General features: G+C 37.8%; 17 protein-coding genes. 7 read left to right on the forward strand and 10 right to left on the reverse strand.

The features are described 5' to 3' along the window. Positions 1-43: 43 nt before the first annotated feature. The 10 genes from IEX65_RS23765 to IEX65_RS23810 form a co-directional block, all read right to left on the reverse strand. Positions 44-571 carry a hypothetical protein gene (locus tag IEX65_RS23765; RefSeq protein ID WP_188770091.1) on the reverse strand — a complete coding sequence of 176 codons (528 nt, stop codon included), beginning with the start codon at positions 569-571 and terminating at the stop codon, positions 44-46. Between the two features lie 83 nt (positions 572-654). Next, positions 655-2712, reverse strand: a complete 2058-nt coding sequence (locus IEX65_RS23770) for a penicillin acylase family protein (RefSeq protein ID WP_188770092.1) — start codon at positions 2710-2712, stop codon at positions 655-657. Between the two features lie 121 nt (positions 2713-2833). Next, positions 2834-3826, reverse strand: coding sequence for an aspartate-semialdehyde dehydrogenase (locus IEX65_RS23775; protein WP_188770100.1), 993 nt, complete (start codon positions 3824-3826; stop codon positions 2834-2836). Between the two features lie 162 nt (positions 3827-3988). Beyond that, positions 3989-5146: an outer membrane beta-barrel protein gene (locus IEX65_RS23780; protein WP_188770102.1), complete on the reverse strand. Its 1158-nt coding sequence runs from the start codon at positions 5144-5146 to the stop codon at positions 3989-3991. Between the two features lie 6 nt (positions 5147-5152). Beyond that, a complete protein-coding gene (locus IEX65_RS23785; RefSeq protein WP_188770104.1) occupies positions 5153-6502 on the reverse strand; it encodes a hypothetical protein in 1350 nt (449 codons plus the stop codon). A gap of 6 nt (positions 6503-6508) precedes the next feature. Continuing rightward, complete coding sequence (locus IEX65_RS23790; RefSeq protein ID WP_188770106.1) at positions 6509-7468, reverse strand: DUF4097 family beta strand repeat-containing protein; 960 nt, start codon at positions 7466-7468, stop codon at positions 6509-6511. 12 nt (positions 7469-7480) lie between these two features. Next, positions 7481-8071 (reverse strand): hypothetical protein, encoded by a 591-nt coding sequence (locus IEX65_RS23795; protein WP_188770107.1) that lies wholly within the window; start codon positions 8069-8071, stop codon positions 7481-7483. After that, complete coding sequence (locus tag IEX65_RS23800; protein WP_229250861.1) at positions 8064-8555, reverse strand: RNA polymerase sigma factor; 492 nt, start codon at positions 8553-8555, stop codon at positions 8064-8066. The genes IEX65_RS23795 and IEX65_RS23800 overlap by 8 nt, the downstream gene beginning before the upstream one ends. Positions 8556-8714: 159 nt before the next feature. Next, entirely contained in the window at positions 8715-9284 is a 570-nt protein-coding gene (locus IEX65_RS23805; protein WP_188770111.1) for a 5-formyltetrahydrofolate cyclo-ligase, read from the reverse strand. Positions 9285-9338: 54 nt separating this feature from the next. Continuing rightward, positions 9339-10184, reverse strand: coding sequence for a cupin-like domain-containing protein (locus tag IEX65_RS23810; protein ID WP_188770113.1), 846 nt, complete (start codon positions 10182-10184; stop codon positions 9339-9341). Positions 10185-10443: 259 nt separating this feature from the next. Between IEX65_RS23810 and IEX65_RS23815 the strand changes: the two genes are divergently transcribed. The 7 genes from IEX65_RS23815 (at position 10444) to IEX65_RS23845 (ending at position 17539) form a co-directional block, all read left to right on the forward strand. After that, positions 10444-10935 carry a DUF4442 domain-containing protein gene (locus IEX65_RS23815; protein ID WP_188770115.1) on the forward strand — a complete coding sequence of 164 codons (492 nt, stop codon included), beginning with the start codon at positions 10444-10446 and terminating at the stop codon, positions 10933-10935. 108 nt (positions 10936-11043) lie between these two features. After that, complete coding sequence (locus IEX65_RS23820) at positions 11044-11361, forward strand: glyoxalase (protein WP_188770117.1); 318 nt, start codon at positions 11044-11046, stop codon at positions 11359-11361. 2 nt (positions 11362-11363) lie between these two features. Then, positions 11364-11831: an IS200/IS605 family transposase gene (tnpA, locus tag IEX65_RS23825; protein WP_188770119.1), complete on the forward strand. Its 468-nt coding sequence runs from the start codon at positions 11364-11366 to the stop codon at positions 11829-11831. A 199-nt stretch (positions 11832-12030) separates the two neighbouring features. After that, a complete protein-coding gene (locus IEX65_RS23830) occupies positions 12031-14439 on the forward strand; it encodes a 3-hydroxyacyl-CoA dehydrogenase/enoyl-CoA hydratase family protein (protein WP_188770121.1) in 2409 nt (802 codons plus the stop codon). A gap of 18 nt (positions 14440-14457) precedes the next feature. Next, positions 14458-15309 (forward strand): hypothetical protein, encoded by an 852-nt coding sequence (locus IEX65_RS23835; RefSeq protein ID WP_188770123.1) that lies wholly within the window; start codon positions 14458-14460, stop codon positions 15307-15309. 68 nt (positions 15310-15377) lie between these two features. Continuing rightward, positions 15378-16553, forward strand: coding sequence for an acetyl-CoA C-acyltransferase (locus tag IEX65_RS23840; protein WP_188770125.1), 1176 nt, complete (start codon positions 15378-15380; stop codon positions 16551-16553). A 218-nt stretch (positions 16554-16771) separates the two neighbouring features. Then, positions 16772-17539 (forward strand): ThuA domain-containing protein, encoded by a 768-nt coding sequence (locus tag IEX65_RS23845; protein ID WP_188770127.1) that lies wholly within the window; start codon positions 16772-16774, stop codon positions 17537-17539. Positions 17540-17543 lie beyond the last annotated feature (4 nt).

Below are 17543 nucleotides of genomic sequence, written 5' to 3' on the forward strand. Positions count from 1 at the left end.
AATAAAAACGGCTCTTAGAAATTTAATCTAAGAGCCGTTTTGGTTAATACTCAACAATTTGCCGACTTGCTGGTGGAATACCCGAAAAAGGGCGAAGCATACGATATTGGTCACTTCGAGCCGTAATCTGAATTTCTTTCAAGAACTGAAAATCTTTAGAAAAATAGTCTTCCGAAATTCGATTGGTCGGATAGTTTTCATCACCATAATAGATATTTTTATATACAAAGGCGATTGGTAAAATATATTTACCTTCACTTACATTATTTAGATGTGGTGTTTTTGATAAACCACCCACAATTTCTGCTTCAAAACCTAATAAATGGCTTATCTTCTTACTCACCAACGGATAAATCAAGTTGACATTTTTAACTGCTCCTTTATTATCAACTTCAAACGAAGCGTATAGACGCCCATAAACACTGCCTCTAATTGCCCCAATCGGATACCCGATATTTTTTTGTGCGGCTTTATAAAAAATAGGGTCGATAGTTTCTCTAATTGCTTGAGCATACGATTCGATACAAAGCAAGCTTAAAAAAAGAGAGGCGAATGCAAATGATTTTTTCATATTTATCAAATTAATTCGTAGGATTTGTAAGTAAATCTATAAAATACCGACTTGATTTCAAATAAAACGATGCTTAATATTTATCACTTTGGCGAATAAGTCTTTACCGCAGTTTTCATTACTTCGGCTTTATCAAGTGTCATTTTTTTGGTTTTCTGGCTTAAATACAAATCCATTTGGTCGGCAAAATGCGGGCTATCGGCGTGGGTCGATTGTCCGAAGTTCAGTACCGTTTCTATTTCAGGTAGGCCTTCTTTCGGAAATTTAATTAATCCAATATATGATTCGCCTTGCACGACTTTCAATCTACCATCTTTATACGGGCGAGTGTGCATAGCTGTGATGACATCAGGCAAACCCCAAGATGGCTTTTCTATATCGCCACGTACCAGTTTTTGTAAATCTCCGAGTGAAATATCTGTTCTTCCAAAATATTGTTTCATGTAAGTATTCACATGGCGAAACGCCGCAACGGCTTCTTCTTTTGAAATAATATGGTCAGCAATTTCTTCTTTTTTACCAAACTCTGCTGTAAAATAATTGAGCATTACCAAAAATATAGCAGCTCCTTTGCTCTCAACATTGGTTTTTCTGTCCCACGAATTTAGATTTTCGATAAGTGGCTGTATATCAGCATATTCACTTGGGGTTAGTTGAAATAAAACATCGGTATTGGCTGGGAAATAAAGTTTTCCTTTCGGTAATTGTCCATCGTATTTGATACGTTTTAAATCATCAAAAGAGATTTTATCATACTGCGAAAACATTTCCTGAAAACGAATACTGCGGTTATTATCCTTTACTTCATAACCCATTGTTTGGTCGAAATCTTTGGCTTTTAGGTTATCTTTTTCACCCGTTGCGTTGAATGGCGTATGATTGGCATTGAATAAATATCCACTCGTAGGATTGATGTATTGAGGTAAATCTTTCAATGGATGAAAAGTCGTAGTTAGCGTTTTTGAAGTATTCCCCGGAATTGTATTTTTCCAATCATAACCTTCGGTACGAAATGGAATTTTGCCGTTACTTACATAAAAAATAGTGTCTCGTTTATCGGCATAAATGGTATTAAAACCCGGTATTGCAGTCATTGTCATAGCTTCGTAAAACTCCGAAAAATTGCGGGCTTTGTCCATTTTATACCATTGCTCGATGCCTCGAATATCTTGATTAGCACTAAATCTGACCGAAAAAGTACCTTGTTTGGTCTGAACTGTTGCACCATATTTACTCCACAAAGCTACTTTTTTGACAGGAATCGTCGCAATACCCATTTTTACTTTTAGCTTTACGGTTTTCTGCTCTAAAGTTTCCCACTTTCCATCAAATTTATATTGCATCTTGTTCGCTGGATTCATTTCAAGTTGAAAAACATCGACTTTATCTTGATAATTGACGGTGTGCGTCCAACCTAAATTTTCGTTTGCACCCACAAAAATCACTGGCCCACCTGGGAATAATGCTCCCAAAACATTTAGGCCTTCTTCACTGCACAAATGAGCTTCGTACCAAGCTACTGGGCCTTCGAGTGGTTGATGCGGATTGATAGCCAGATACGAACTACCATCGCTGGTCTTTGAGCTATGCACGGCAATTGCATTTGAGCCTGCGGCCTTGAAATCATCAAGTGTTTTTACTTTTTCTTTGAAAATTTTCTGTAAAACGGCATCAACTCCCGAAATCATTGACAGCGAAAGCACCGTGCTGGTAGTATATTCTTTAGGTGTTGTCGGAAACGAACCTTTTACCAGCACTTCTTCGGGGTGCTTGGTTGCGTAGGCGTTTATTCCAGCTATATATCCTTCGATAAGTGCTTTGTATTCGGGCGATAAGGCTTTGTCATACTGCTCTTCGACTACCTCACGGCAACGTAAAAGTGCTACTACGTAATCAATCGTTGCTCCGTCTTTGCCTTTTAGTTGTCCAACCATACCTTTTCCCGCCAATAGCGTAAGCTGCATAGTTTTGAAATCATCTTCGGCATTTGCCCAAGCCAGCCCATAAGCTACTTCGGGGTCTGTTTTGGCAAAAATGTGCGGAACGCCCCATTTATCACGCACGATTTTGATGTTTTCGGGATTTATCTGGGCGAATGCCCTCGTAGAGCATAAAAGTAGAATTAAGAATAGTTTTTTCATTGTTAGGTTGAATTGTAATTGCTTGATTAGCACAAATGTAATCTTTTGATAAGATTTAAAACAAAAAGGGAAGACATTTAAAATGCCTTCCCTTTGAAAACTAACAACTTGGAAAGTTGTTTTACAATAAATTTGCTTTCAACATATATTCAGCAATCTGAACAGCGTTGGTAGCTGCACCTTTGCGAAGGTTATCGGCAACCACCCAAAGGTTTAATGTATTGGCTTGAGATTCGTCACGACGGATACGTCCTACGAAAACCTCGTCTTTTCCATGCGAATTGATTGGCATTGGGTAAACGAAGTTCTTAACATCGTCTTGCACGATAACACCTTCGGTTTCGCTCAATAATCGACGAACTTCATCTAAATCGAAATCGTTTTCAAACTCAATATTTACTGCCTCTGAGTGTCCACCAACGGTTGGGATACGAACGGTAGTTGCCGTAACTGCAATGCTGTCATCGCCCATGATTTTCTTAGTTTCGTTTACCATTTTCATTTCTTCTTTGGTATAACCGTTATCTAAGAAAACATCAATGTGAGGCAATACGTTAAGGTCGATTTTGTGCGGATATACTTTCTTCACGCTATCATCGCCTACACGCTCGGCAAATAATTGGTCAACTGCTGCTTTACCTGTTCCTGTTACCGATTGATAAGTAGAAACAACTACACGTTTGATTTTATATTTATCGTGTAATGGCTTCATTACCACTACCATTTGGATTGTCGAACAATTTGGATTGGCAATGATTTTATCTTCTGCCGTAATCACATTTGCGTTTACTTCTGGAACAACCAATTTTTTAGTTGGGTCCATTCTCCACGCCGAAGAGTTGTCAATTACAGGAATACCTGCCTCAGCAAACAAGGGTGCCAAAGCTAAAGAAGAGCTTCCACCTGCCGAGAAAATCGCAACCGCAGGTTTCATCTTGATAGCATCTTCGTAGCCTACCACCGTAAACTGTTTACCCTTAAACTCAACCTGTTTACCAATTGATTTTTCGGAAGCAACAGGAATGATTTCGGTAACGGGAAAGTTTCTTTCCGCCAATACTTTCAAGATTTCAGTGCCAACTAAGCCAGTTGCACCAACTACTGCAATTTTCATTTTAGAATCAGAAAACCACCCCTCCGTCCCTAAGGAGGAGCTATTTGTTAGTAAATAAACAAATTACTTAATCTTGCTTTTAGGGAAAGAAGATTAATTGAGGGGCAAAGATAATGTAAAATTTGGTTCGACTTCTTGGAATAATACAAAATTTGGCATTTTTCACAATTTCCTACTAAAACCTAACCGAAAATCATTAATTCCGAAACCAGTGGCGTTTATTCTGGAGCCAAAACTCATAATATCAAACACAAAGCGAGTTTCGAGCGAGAGCTTGGGCGTAAGGTCGTAGCCCATTCCGAGTTGCGAACCGAGTGTTAGGCTACCTTGGTTTCTTACTTCTTGTTTTTCGTTGTTTACTGAGTATTTTCCACCAAAAAATGTGGAGAACTGTGGGCCGAAGAAATAATTCCATTTATAAGCAAATTCGTTTTTGAAAAGTATCGGAATTTGAATAAAATTTGATTGATAATTCGCAACTGGACCATATTTGTATAAACTCGGAGAAGTATAATTTACGCCTCGCTTTGCATAGGCAAGTTCTATGCGGGTTTTCCATGCTAAACCTAAACGTTTTTCTGCAAAAACACCAATGTATGGTAAAACTGGAAGTTTTTGGCGTTTTAAATCTGCAAAACTTCCCGTTATTCCAGCACCGCCCACGATTCCGTAAGCCCATTTTTCGTCTTTATTTTCATTCAAACCCAACGAATCGGCAGAGATATTGAAATGATAATTTACTGAAAATCCAATATTTGTGGCAGGGTATTTTCCAAAATATTTCTGAGCATTTAGTCCCGCTGACCAACGAGGTGAAACTCGGTAAGCGTAACTTATGCTGAGTTGAGGTATAAGCAAGTTTTCTACCTTTACATCGGCTGTATTGTTTTTTTGTATCACTGGCGGTTGACCGTATGGATATTGCTTTTCAAGAATTTGCATTTGGTAATGCTTGTTGGCTGAAAGGCCTCCCGAAAGTCTGAATTCGTGCTTTTGCATACTAAACTTGGTGGCTAAACTCAAATCTAAGTAGCGATTATTGATTTGGCGAAGTTTGGTAAGACCATTTGGACTGCTTCCATAATATTCTTCAATAGGAATATCAATAGCCTGATTTGAACGCATGTTGCTGACTGATACTCCAATATGCTGAGAGAACCAATGTGTATATTTTTGTCTGAAAAAATAGCTATTGGGCATCGAATTACCTCGATAACTGCCTATTTCGGTACTAAATTCGTTGCGAAAGTCAGGCTTATTTTGAGCAAAGAGTACTGTCGAAAGTACGCCCAGTAGAAGTGTGATGTATGTCTTTTTCATTTTGTGTTAGAATAAGTAGCCAGTTTTAATTCCTAAAGCGATAAAATCTCCATATCTATTCATTTTGTTACTGTTTGCTCTCAACCAACCTCCTATTGGTATTCGTTTAGTGAGTAAATAATTATAGTCTACTGTAAATTGATAGCCAAAACTACTTTTTTTAGGTATCAGAAGAGGTTGGAAGATAGGTTGGAAGATAGGTTGATAAATAGCTGGAATGTTATCGGAAGTGATAAGATATGTAGTTCCTTCCAATCCTTCATATCTGATGTAGTTTATACCAGCAGCAAGACCAATTCGATGTTTTTTGGTGTAAAGTGGTAAAAACTTTGCTTCTGAAAATACAGTAATAGCATTTTGGATGCCAATGTTAGGCAATCCGTCATTATCAGTTGCACTAAGTGGTGATTGAATTGTATTGATACCAATCGTTACACCCACACGCTTCAGCAAATAACGAGTATAAGAACTTTCATAAATATTGAGAGAGTTTTTATTTTCGCTCTGTTTGCCAAATAAGAAATTCACTTCATTTTTATAAAAAGGTATTTCCGATTGTATTTTTTCGTAAGTCTTGTTTTTGCGTGGAGGTAATAAGAACTTACGAATTGGTAAAATCCGATAGCCAACACTCAATGAAAGATAATCATATTGAAGATTCAGCGGCGATGCTTGCCCATTATAATCAATATCTTGAATGATTGGTGTGAGGGTGCGATTATAGTTAAGGTCTATCATAAATCCTCCGAAATCAACACCAACCCCTAATCGAGCATCAAAGTACACTTTCCTAATGGCTTTGAAATAACTATTTGATATTGCTTCTACTTTTTGTTGGCCTAATAGCATTTGTTTCATTTGTTGCCCATTAGCTGAATTATCATTTTCATACTGTTTTAGCGAAGTCGCAAAATACTCTGCACGATTTAGTTCGTTTTTTAATCGTTGATTAACTTGGAATTTCGGCTCATAATATAAGTTTGCACCAAGACCTGCATTAAGTCTCAACCAAGGCAAGGGTTTATAAGAATAACCCAGTCGAGGATTGACAAACATTAAATCGTACTCAGGAAATCCTAACTCATTAGGGCCAATCATAACTGCCTTTACAGTTTGCCAACTATGATTTAATTCGACTGAAAATACATTTTTCCCTTTATCTACTCTCGCAAAAACTCCTCCCGAACCATTGGGTAAGACATCGTTGTTAAAAAGAGCAATATCGTTATCAAATCCTGTACGTACATTAGATAACTTTTCAAAATTTTTAATACTGTATTCTCCCTTAATTCCAACCGTCAACTCCTGTGCGTGTACCGACGAAATGGCAAGCAAAAAGATAAGTAACTTTTTCATAATCAATCATTTGTGTGTTTGTAGGTTTTTATCAATGTGAACAGTAATCGGGCTGTACGAATTCTGGATTTGCACCAACGGTTTCTTAGTTTTTGTATCAAAAAGTAGCGTTTCTTGATTATTATAATTGCTTAAAAATTCTCGGTAGGCACTCGGTGTATTGATTTGCGAGAAAGTTGTGCCGAGGTCGAATCTGAAATCTTCAAAACGTCTAACATTGACTTCAATGGCCGAGCGAGAAGCATTGACCACGAGTTTATCAAGTGAATTGAAAAGGTTTAGTTTTACGCTGCCATACTTCGACTCCAAAAGTGTGGTTCCGCTCGGGTTGTAAAGTTCAACAACCGCTTTTTCTGATTTGCAGACGAAACTTCCATCAAGGTTTTCGGCATAAACATCGCCAAACGATGATTCGATGTTGAATTTTCCCGAAACATCGGTCAAATTAAGTTTGCCGAAATTAAATTTTACGGCCAATTCTCCCGAAAAATCATTGACCGAAATATTACCAAACGAATTAATAATCAATAAATTAGCTTTATTTGGAATCGTAATTTCATAAACTGTATTTACTTGACTCCTTAGTTTCCCTGCTGACTTCGGAATCTCATAGGAATTCGATAAATCAACCACACCAGAAGCGTTTTTTAATTCATAATTCAGGTACGAAAGTTCTTTTTCGGCAATACTTCGGTCGGTATGTTTGGCAATTAATTTTACTACGATGCTTATTCGGTCGGTTGATTTTCCTTTAATAATGATGTCGGCTTTTTTTGCGTTTAGATTGATTTTTGAGCCAGCCGAATAGATGATTTCTTTTTGTATGGATTTAGTAACGACTTGAAGCTGCTGGGCATAACTTGCGAATGAAAACAGCAGTAAAAAACTCCAGCCTGCCCTCCTCAGCAAGGAGGGCTTTCGGCTTGGTGCTTGTGTAGATTTAGTAGAATGACTTATCTTTTTCATAATTGTGTGTATTTAGCTTCTCAAAATATTGATTAACTCTTTTGTAATTTGAGCTTTTTGGTTTTCGATTTTGATTTGGGCTTGCACCAAAGCTGGGTCGTTGCCAAACTGCTCGATTTGCGTTTCCAAATCTCTTTGATTGAGGTTCAATTCGGCCAATTCTGCTCTCAGTTCTTTCACTTCGGGCTTCATACAAACCACCTCAACTTCTTCGCATTGCTGATTGATAAATTCCTCGGCTTCACTTTCGGAAGTGCTAACATTGGCTTGCAAATCTGATTTTATCTCAACTTGTTTTTCGACCGAATAAGAAATGACACCTTCATCAGATTTTTTATTAAACAACCAAACAGAACCAAGTGCCAACAAAACAGAAGCCGCAATTCCCCAACGAATGAAATTCGGAAACTTGACTGTTTTTAGCTTTTTCTCTACCGAAATTTCTTCCAGAACCCTGTTCCATTCTATCGATGGCTCAAATTCGGGCAAATCCTTTATTTTAGCCTCAAGCAAGTCATCAAAATCGAGCGTTTGCTCAATTTTGCTCCAGAGGTTGGCTTTTGGCTCAAATTCGGGCAATATTTCGTTCAAATCTTTAGGCATCGCTTAATTTTTTTCTCAATAACTTTTTGGCGTGTGAAAGTTGTGATTTTGAAGTTCCTTCCGAAATATTCAACATTTCGGCAATTTCTTTGTGCATAAATCCTTCAACTTCGGCCAGTAAAAAAACTGCTCTGCAACCTTCGGGTAAAGTTCTGATGGCCTCGTCTAATTCTTGACCTGTGAAAGTATCAGCTACTTCAAAAGCGGTTTCGTGCATTTCAACATCTAAACTTTCAAACTTATCCAAGAATTTTCGACGGCGAATCGCTTGCCGAACCATAATCGTTTTTATCCAAGCTCCAAGCGTTGAATCGGCCTTAAAATCGGGCAAACTTCTAAAAACTTCGATAAAACCTTCTTGCAGGGCATCGTTGGCTTCATCATAATCGTTTAGCAATCGAAAAACCTTCGTAAACATCGCTTTTTTGTATTTTTCAAAAAGCAAATACTGAGCGTTGCGGTCTTTGGCAAGACAGCGGCTCACCAGTTCGTTTTCCGATATGTTGTGCGATAGTGTCAAAGGCTTTGGTTGCGTTTCGATATAAAGGGAGAAAAACTAAGAAAAAGGTTGGATGAAAATAATAAAAAAAAATAATCAACCAATGTTAGTGGTTGATTATCAATGATTTATGAAAAATATTTTTTAATTAAAATCCCAGATTCGCTTAGGTGTTATGCAGTAATCCATTTTCACATCAAACTCATCGACATCGCTGATTTCGTCAACAGGTTCAAAAATCGAAAGACCGATTTTCATGACATCGGGACGGCATTCGGCCAAAAATCGGTCGTAATAACCTTTTCCGTAGCCAACTCGATAGCCTTTTTTATCGAAGCAAAGTAAAGGAATCAATACTAAGTCGATGCTTGATGCTTGATGATGGATGTTGGATATTGGTTCTGGAATTTTCCATTTATTTTCTTCAAAAACTGTATCTTTCGTGAGTAAGTAATGACTCATTGTACCATCTTCGTGGCTTTTCGGAATGACAATATTTGTGGCAAAGTCTTTTTGTAGTGTATTGATAATGAGCCAAGTATCTATCTCATTATTGCGTTTGATGGGCAAGAAAGTATGAATCGTGGCATAGGCATGTACAGGAATACTTCTAAAAAACCAGTCGTGTATTTTTCTCGAAAAGCCCTCAACTTCCATTTCGGTGAGGGCTTTTCGTTTCTGAAGATATTCTTTTCTTAAATCCTGTTTCTGCATATTTAATATTTAGTCCAAATTTTATGCCGTGGTCTGTGGGCTATCGACCATGGACTAAACCAACACTTCATTGGCATTTTCAATGGCTTTGCGTTCTTTCCATTGTTTCCACGACTCACCCGCCAGCTTGGTCATGCCTTTATCAATAAATGTATGCCTTACCACATTCCAGCCACCACGAGCGGTTGTAAAGATAGAATCATTTGCTCGAAGTGCCAAACTAAACCCACCATCGACATACTTAATATAATGCCACCATAACGACGGAATAAATAGCGTTTCGCCATGACCAAAAGTTGCCTCATAACCTTCCAAGTTTTTCATGGCAGGATAACGCTCGTAGTCAGGGTTTAGCGGATTTACGTGAGATTGTACCGTAAACGGGTGTTGGTAAAGGTTCGCACTCTTATCTGGTGCAAAAAGAATTGCTTGCTTGCGAGTTTGAAACTGCGTCAGGAATACATTTGAGCAGTCCATGTCATAATGCAGATTCACGACCGAATTTTGCCCCCCAAAAAACATAAATTTATAGCTTTTCAAGAAGCCATCCATGATTGTCGGGAAACGAATATCATTGGCTAACTCTGGCACAATCTTAAAAATATCGAACAAGAATATACGTAAGTCGGTAGGCCCTTGCTCAATCAGCGTTAAATATTCGCCAAAAGGCATAGTTTTGGCCGCTTGAAAGTAATTTTTGGTATCGTGAATATGATTATCAAACAAGGGAACTTCGATATGCCCATAATTTTTGCGTAACCAATCGAAAGTCCATTTATCAAGGGCAGGCCAATCCTTCACCAAATCAGTAAAAATGACAGGTTTTTTTGGTTTCAAATAGTTTTCGATGAATTCTTCACGACTGAGATTGCTGCGTCGCTCAATTGGTAATAGTTTCATAATGTGTATTGATAAAGTTTGTGTTTTATATACTTAGTTAAATGACAATACAAAGAGGATTTTCCCCTAAAACGTCTCCAAATAAAATTTGGTTTCCCAACAAATATCTTCTCACTAAATTATGTTTTTCTTCATAGAAAATCTTGGTAAAACAAATTTTATATTAGTATGCTTGCATACTAATATCTTTCATGTATATTTGCCTTGAAATTATGCTTGCATAACAATATTAGGCTTTACATTCAAAGAATATTATTTAATGGAGTACAACAATAATCTCAATCGAACTTTGGCAAAATTGCAGTCATTTCCTGCGTTTATACGTGGTTTTATGCGAGATTTTGCCATCGGTCGATTCGTAAAGTTTGTTGGTACGGCAGGCATACATTTCGAGAAAATGACTTGTAATGAAGTCGCAGTAACACTTCCAAATAGAAACAAAGTACAAAACCACATTGGGCAAATTCATGCCGCTGCAACCACACTTTTGGCCGAAACGGCTTCTGGAATGGTAGTTGGCATGAACATTCCCGATGATAAACTTCCGCTGATGAAAAATCTATCGGTGAAGTTTATCAAACGAAGTCAGGGGCAACAACGTGCCGTGGCAATTCTAACCGATGAGCAAATAAAACAAATCAGAGAAACTGACAAAGGAGAAGTGAATGTTACGGTAAAAGTGACCGACGAAACGGAAGAAGAAGTGGTTATAACAGAAATGATTTGGGCCTGGATTTTGAAGAAAAAATGAGTTTGAGTTGACAGTCAACGGACGGTCGTTGATTGTAATTGTTTCTTGAAAAAATGTAAAATTTAAAAAAAACTATGGACAGTGGTCTATTGAACATCGACTAAAAATATGATTTCAGCGGAAGAGAATTTTCAGAATGAGTTTTTAAGACCGATTTTGAAAGAACAAAATGAGTTACTAATTGCAGTTTTTAAGCAATATTTGGTCAAACATAAAGTTGTATTTGAAAGATATTCGCCCGAAGACCAAGCTAATTACATCGAAAATACCATCAAAAAAGACGCACAATTACGCAATTATTTTGTTGGAATGATAATTGGGAAACTTTCAGTTGAGCAATATAAAGATTATACTTCGCTGGAAACTGAGTTAAATCGAAGAATAATCACGATGCTTGTGAAAAGATTACAGAGTCAGATGATTTAGAAATGGCAAATACTTTTACTCAACTTCATATTCAATTAATCTTTGCAGTTCAGAATCGAACGAGTTTAATTGATAAGTATTGGAAAGATAGACTATATGCCTACATGACCGGAATTATTCAGAATAATGGTCATAAATTATTGATTATTAACGGAATGCCAGACCATGTTCATGTTTTAATAGGTTTTCGTACAACACAAGCTTTATCGGAATTAGTCCAAGTTGTCAAGCGAGATTCATCAAAGTGGATAAACGAAAATAAACTCGTTAGAGGTAAATTTTCTTGGCAAGAAGGTTTTGCGGCTTTTTCTTACAGTCATTCACATTTACAAAATGTAGTTGAATACATCAAAAACCAAGAAGAGCATCATAGGAAATTAACTTTTTTAGAAGAATATAAGTCATTTTTAAAAAAGTTTGAAATCGAATTTGACGAAAAATATATTTTCAAAGAAATTCAAGACGAATAAAAATCATCCCAGCGGGATGCAAAATTGGTAGAAAATCAATCAGCCCAAATAAATCCCATGCCGTAGGTATGGAACAATATACTGAGAACTGTTTCATACCTACGGCATGAGAACTTTTCTAATATTTACCTTTCTACCAATGTTTAATCCCTCTGGGATTTAAAAGCAACATTAAACGAAACATTACAAACACAAAACCATGAATCGTAGTATCAAAAAAGTAGTTGTTTTGGGTGCGGGCATTATGGGAAGCCGTATTGCGTTGCACTTTGCTAATATCGGAGTGGAGGTGCTACTCCTCGACATGGTTCCGAAAGAACCAAACGACGCCGAAAAAGCCAAAGGACTTGACACCGCTCATCCAGCCGTGCGAAATCGTATCGTAAGCGAACTTTTCCAAGCTGCTGTAAAGGCAAGTCCTTCGCCAATTTTTAGTCAGAAATCACTGAGCCGAGTAAAACTGGGCAATTTCGATGACGATATGCCAAAAATCGCTGCCTACGATTGGATTATCGAGGTAGTTGTTGAGCGTCTCGACATCAAGAAAATTATCTACGAAAAAGTTGAGAAATTCCGTAAGCCAGGTACACTTATCACCTCAAATACTTCGGGTATTCCGATTCATTTGATGGCAGAAGGCCGCTCAGAAGATTTCCAAAAACATTTCTGCGGTACTCACTTCTTTAATCCACCACGTTATTTACGTTTGTTGGAAATCATCCCAACTGATAAAACTGATAAATCGGTGGTTGATTTCTTGATGCACTACGGCGATTTATACCTCGGTAAAACCACAGTTTTATGTAAAGATACTCCTGCATTTATTGCCAACCGTTTGGGAATTTATGCGATGGTTCAAACCATCAGAGTGGCCGAAGAAATGGGTTTAACCGTTGAAGAAGTTGATAAATTGACAAGTACAGTAGTTGGTCGACCAAAATCGGGTACTTTCCGCTTGTCAGATGTGGTTGGTTTGGATACAACTGTGAATGTTTGTAATAACCTAATCAATGTTTTAGAAACCGACGAATCGAAAGATGCCTTTATTTTGCCACCGACAATGGCCAAATTAATGGAAAACAAATGGCTCGGAGATAAAACAGGTCAAGGTTTTTATAAGAAAACAAAAGACGAAAAAGGAAAAACGCTAATTCTTGCTTTAGATTTGAAGAGTTTTGAATATAAACCTTCAGAAAAAGTAAAATTTGCTACGCTTGAAAGCACCAAAAGTATAGACGATTTGAAAAAACGTTTCTCGGTTCTTTTGGCAGGAAAAGACAAAGCAGGTGAATTTTACCGCAAAACTTTTGCCGATGGATTCCGCTACGCTACCAACCGTATTCCAGAAATTTCGGACGAATTATATAGAATAGATGCCGCTATTTGCTCAGGTTTTGGCTGGCAAATGGGTATGTTTGAAACTTGGGATGCCATTGGGGTTCGTCCGATGATAAAAATCATGGAAGATTTAGACCTCAAACCAGCGGCTTGGGTTTATGAAATGTTGGAATCAGGCAATGAGACTTTCTATAAAGTTGAAGCAGGGAAACGTAAATATTACGATATTCCGAGCAAATCATACAAAGTAATTCCAGGAACAGAATCGTTCATTATTTTGGATAACCTCCGCCAAACCAACGTCATTTGGAAAAACGCAGGTTCAACAATCTTCGATTTGGGCGATGGCATTGCAGGCGTAGAATTCCACTCAAAAATGAATACTTTCGGAGCAGAAGTGGTTGAAGGCTTGAATAAAGCGTATGCCATTGCTGAGAAAGATTTCAGAGGTTTGGTTGTTGGAAATGATTCAAACGAGGCGTTTTCAGCGGGTGCAAACTTGGCGATGTTATTTATGTTTGCCATCGAGCAAGAATACGATGAAATCAATATGATGATTGCACAATTCCAGCAAACAATGATGCGTGCGAGATATTCGTCAATTCCAGTCGTAACGGCAGCTCATAGCTTGGCTTTGGGTGGCGGTTGCGAGTTAAATCTTCATGCCGATAAGGTTGTGGCTCATACTGAAACCTACATGGGCTTAGTTGAATTAGGAGTTGGTTTGATTCCAGCAGGTGGCGGAACGAAAGAAATGGCACTTCGTTGCTCAGATGCCTACAAAACTGGCGACCCAGAACTAAACGTGCTTCAAAATGCCTTTATGAATATTGCCCAAGCGAAAGTTTCGACTTCTGCACAAGAGGCTTTTGATATGGGTTATTTGAAAAACGACAGAGATAAAATTGTATTGAATCGTAGTCGTTTGATTGCTGAAGCAAAAGAAGAGGCCATCAAATTGGCTGAAGACGGTTATACTCAGCCAAAACAACGCACCGATATTAAGGTACAAGGAAAAGCAGGTATTGCTCTTTTCAAGGCGGGTATCACGGGTATGTTGATGGGTAAATACATCACCGAACACGATGCGAAAATTGCCGATAAATTGGCCTACGTAATTTCGGGTGGAGATTTGAGTTATCCGCAAATGGTTACTGAGCAATATTTATTGGATTTGGAAAGAGAGGCATTCTTATCGCTTTGTGGTGAAAAGAAAACTATGGAGAGAATGCAAGGACTTTTGAGTGGTGGTAAGCCGCCTCGTAATTAACAGAGATAAAATGATGTAATGAAAGACTTAAGACCATTAATATACATATTATTAATTCCACTTGGCATCGTAAGTGTACTTTTTATAATAACTCTTTTCGCTCTTGCTATGTCAAACTATGAGCCTGTTAAGGAGCTATTTAGCATGACTGGTACTATTGGAGATACGTTAGGTGGAATTACAACTTGTTTAGTTAGTGGTCTTACTCTGTATTACATCATCACAACTTTTAAAGACCAAAGTTCAATAAATCAACATTCAAGAAGTAGTAATAATTTTAGTATAAACTATGAATTACTGAGAAGGATTGAACAAGAGATAGAAAAACTTCAATTTGAATATTTTAATCGCTCTCAATGGGGTTTAAGCTCAATACCTTTCTTTAATGAATGGATTATGATGTCGAATTTAACAAGAGCAGGTTCTTATGGAAATTTAATAGCATATGATTTTTGGAATAGATTAAATGACAATGAATTTAAATACTTTTCTAAAATCATTGAAATTTTAAATAAACTAGAATACTGGGCAGAAAATCTTAACAAATTCCAATTGGAAAATGAGCATAAAGAATTCTTATTTAAAGAGTTTTATAGCATTTTCAATCCATTTTTTTACGAACAAAAAGCAGTAATAAATAAATTCTATTTTATGAAAGGATTTCTATCAGGAGAGGAAAATTTTAATCACAATGTAAATCTGTGGTTTAGTAAGTTATTAGAAAACCAAAAAATAATGGAAAATTTACTAAAAATGGGAGTTATTCAAGATGGCGAAGGGAGTGATAGTTCAAATTATAGTCTAAAATTTGATTTTAATTCATCTTCTTTACCGTTCAAAATAGATAAGTCAATATTTGATAAAATTTAATCGACTATTAGTCAATATTCCTGGACGACATTTTAAGGTGTTTCAAAAGGGCTAAAAATAACACAAACATGAACGCATATATAGTAGCTGGCTACCGCAGTGCAGTCGGCAAAGCACCCAAAGGAGTTTTTCGCTTTACTCGCCCCGATGATTTGGCGGCTGACGTAATCAAGCACCTCATGGCACAAGTGCCAAACCTCGACCCTGCTCGTGTTGATGACCTCATCGTAGGAAATGCAGTTCCCGAAGCTGAGCAAGGTATGCAAATGGCTCGTTATATTTCGCTATTGTCGCTGGGCAAGAGTGTAGCGGGCGTAACCGTAAACCGTTATTGTGGTTCTGGTGTCGAAACCATCGCAATGGCTGCGGCAAAAATTAGTGCAGGTATGGCTGATTGTATCGTGGCAGGTGGAACAGAGTCAATGTCGATGGTGCCAACAACTGGTTGGAAAATGGCATTGAACTATGGATTAGCTTCGCACCATCCAGACTATTACATCGGAATGGGACTTACGGCCGAACAAGTGGCACAACAATTCAACATCGGTCGTGAAGAGCAAGATATTTTCTCTTACAATTCGCACCAAAAAGCATTGGCTGCTCAAGCGGCTGGCAAATTCGATGCTGAAATTGTGCCAATTACAGTAAAAGAAACCTATTTCGACGAAGCCACTGGCAAGAAGAAAAACAAAGAATATACAGTAACCAAAGACGAAGGCCCACGTGCCGATACAAGCGTTGAGGCTTTGGCAAAACTTCGTCCAGTTTTCTCGATGGGTGGAAGTATAACGGCTGGTAACTCTTCTCAAACTTCTGATGGGGCGGCTTTCGTAATCGTGATGTCAGAAAGAATGGTAAATGAATTGGGCTTAAAACCAATCGCTCGCATGATGGCCTATGCTTCGGCGGGTGTAGAACCACGCATCATGGGTATTGGACCAGTAGCAGCTATTCCGATTGCTTTGAAACAAGCAGGTTTGAAACAAGATGATATTGATATTATTGAACTAAACGAAGCATTTGCTGCTCAGTCTTTGGCGGTTATCAAAGAATTAGGCTTAGATATGAGCAAAATCAATCCAAATGGTGGTGCAATTGCCCTCGGTCATGCTCTCGGTTCAACTGGTGGACGTTTGACAGTTCAGGTTTTGAACGAACTTCGTCGCCAAAACAAAAAATATGGTATGGTTACGGCCTGCGTTGGCGGTGGCCAAGGTGTAGCGGGGATTTATGAGTTGTTGTAAAACAGCCACCCCTAACCCCTAAAGGGGAATTTCTGATTCTCTACAATTTTTTAAAGAGGTCTTGTTTCACTTGAAACAAGACCTCTTTTTGTTTCATCAAATAAAAATCCCCCTTTAGGGGTTAGGGGTTTATTTTAAAATTCCTACATTTGCTTTCAATAAGTGTTTTTTTGACACTAAAAATTTTCTTCTTTATTCAATCTTTTATAATCAAAACTATGAAACAGGTTTTCGCACGAAACATGATGCTATTTTTGATGGCATTGTTTTTCTCTATTTCTTCTCTTGCTCAGGGGCAATTCAGAGTATTACTTTTTACCAAAACTGACGGTTTTCATCACGAATCTATTAATGAAGGTGTAATGGCGGTTAAAAAACTGGCCGAACGACATAGTTTTAGCGTTGATTGGCAAGAAAATGCTTCGGTTTTTAGTGATAAAGCCTTAGAAAGATACCAAGCGATTATTTTCCTGAATACCACTGGTAATATCTTAAACGATGAACAACAAGCGGCTTTTGAGAAGTTTATTAAAGCAGGAAAAGGTTTTGTTGGTGTTCATAGTGCGAGCGATACTGAATATGATTGGCCTTGGTATGGTAAATTGGTTGGAAATTACTTTAAAATTCATCCACAACAACAAACCGCTTATTTGAAAGTAGAAGATAGTAATTTTCCAGGAATGGAGCGTTTTCCTAAAAAATTACTTTGGACAGACGAGTGGTATGAATTTAAAACACCTTCACCAGCCAATGATTTAAAGGTTTTGGTTTCGATTGATGAAAAATCATACAATCCGAACACAAAATGGGGCGATAATGAGGGAAAAGGTATGGGTTTTCACCCAATTTCTTGGTACCATAATTATGATGGCGGTCGTGCTTTTTACACTGCTCTCGGACATATTCCGTTGGTTTTCAGTGACCAAACTTTCCTTGACCATCTTTATGGAGGCATTTATTGGGCTGCTACGGGTAAAGGACTATGATTTA

Source organism: Emticicia aquatilis (genome assembly GCF_014644295.1).
In the GTDB taxonomy this organism is placed as follows: domain Bacteria; phylum Bacteroidota; class Bacteroidia; order Cytophagales; family Spirosomataceae; genus Emticicia; species Emticicia aquatilis.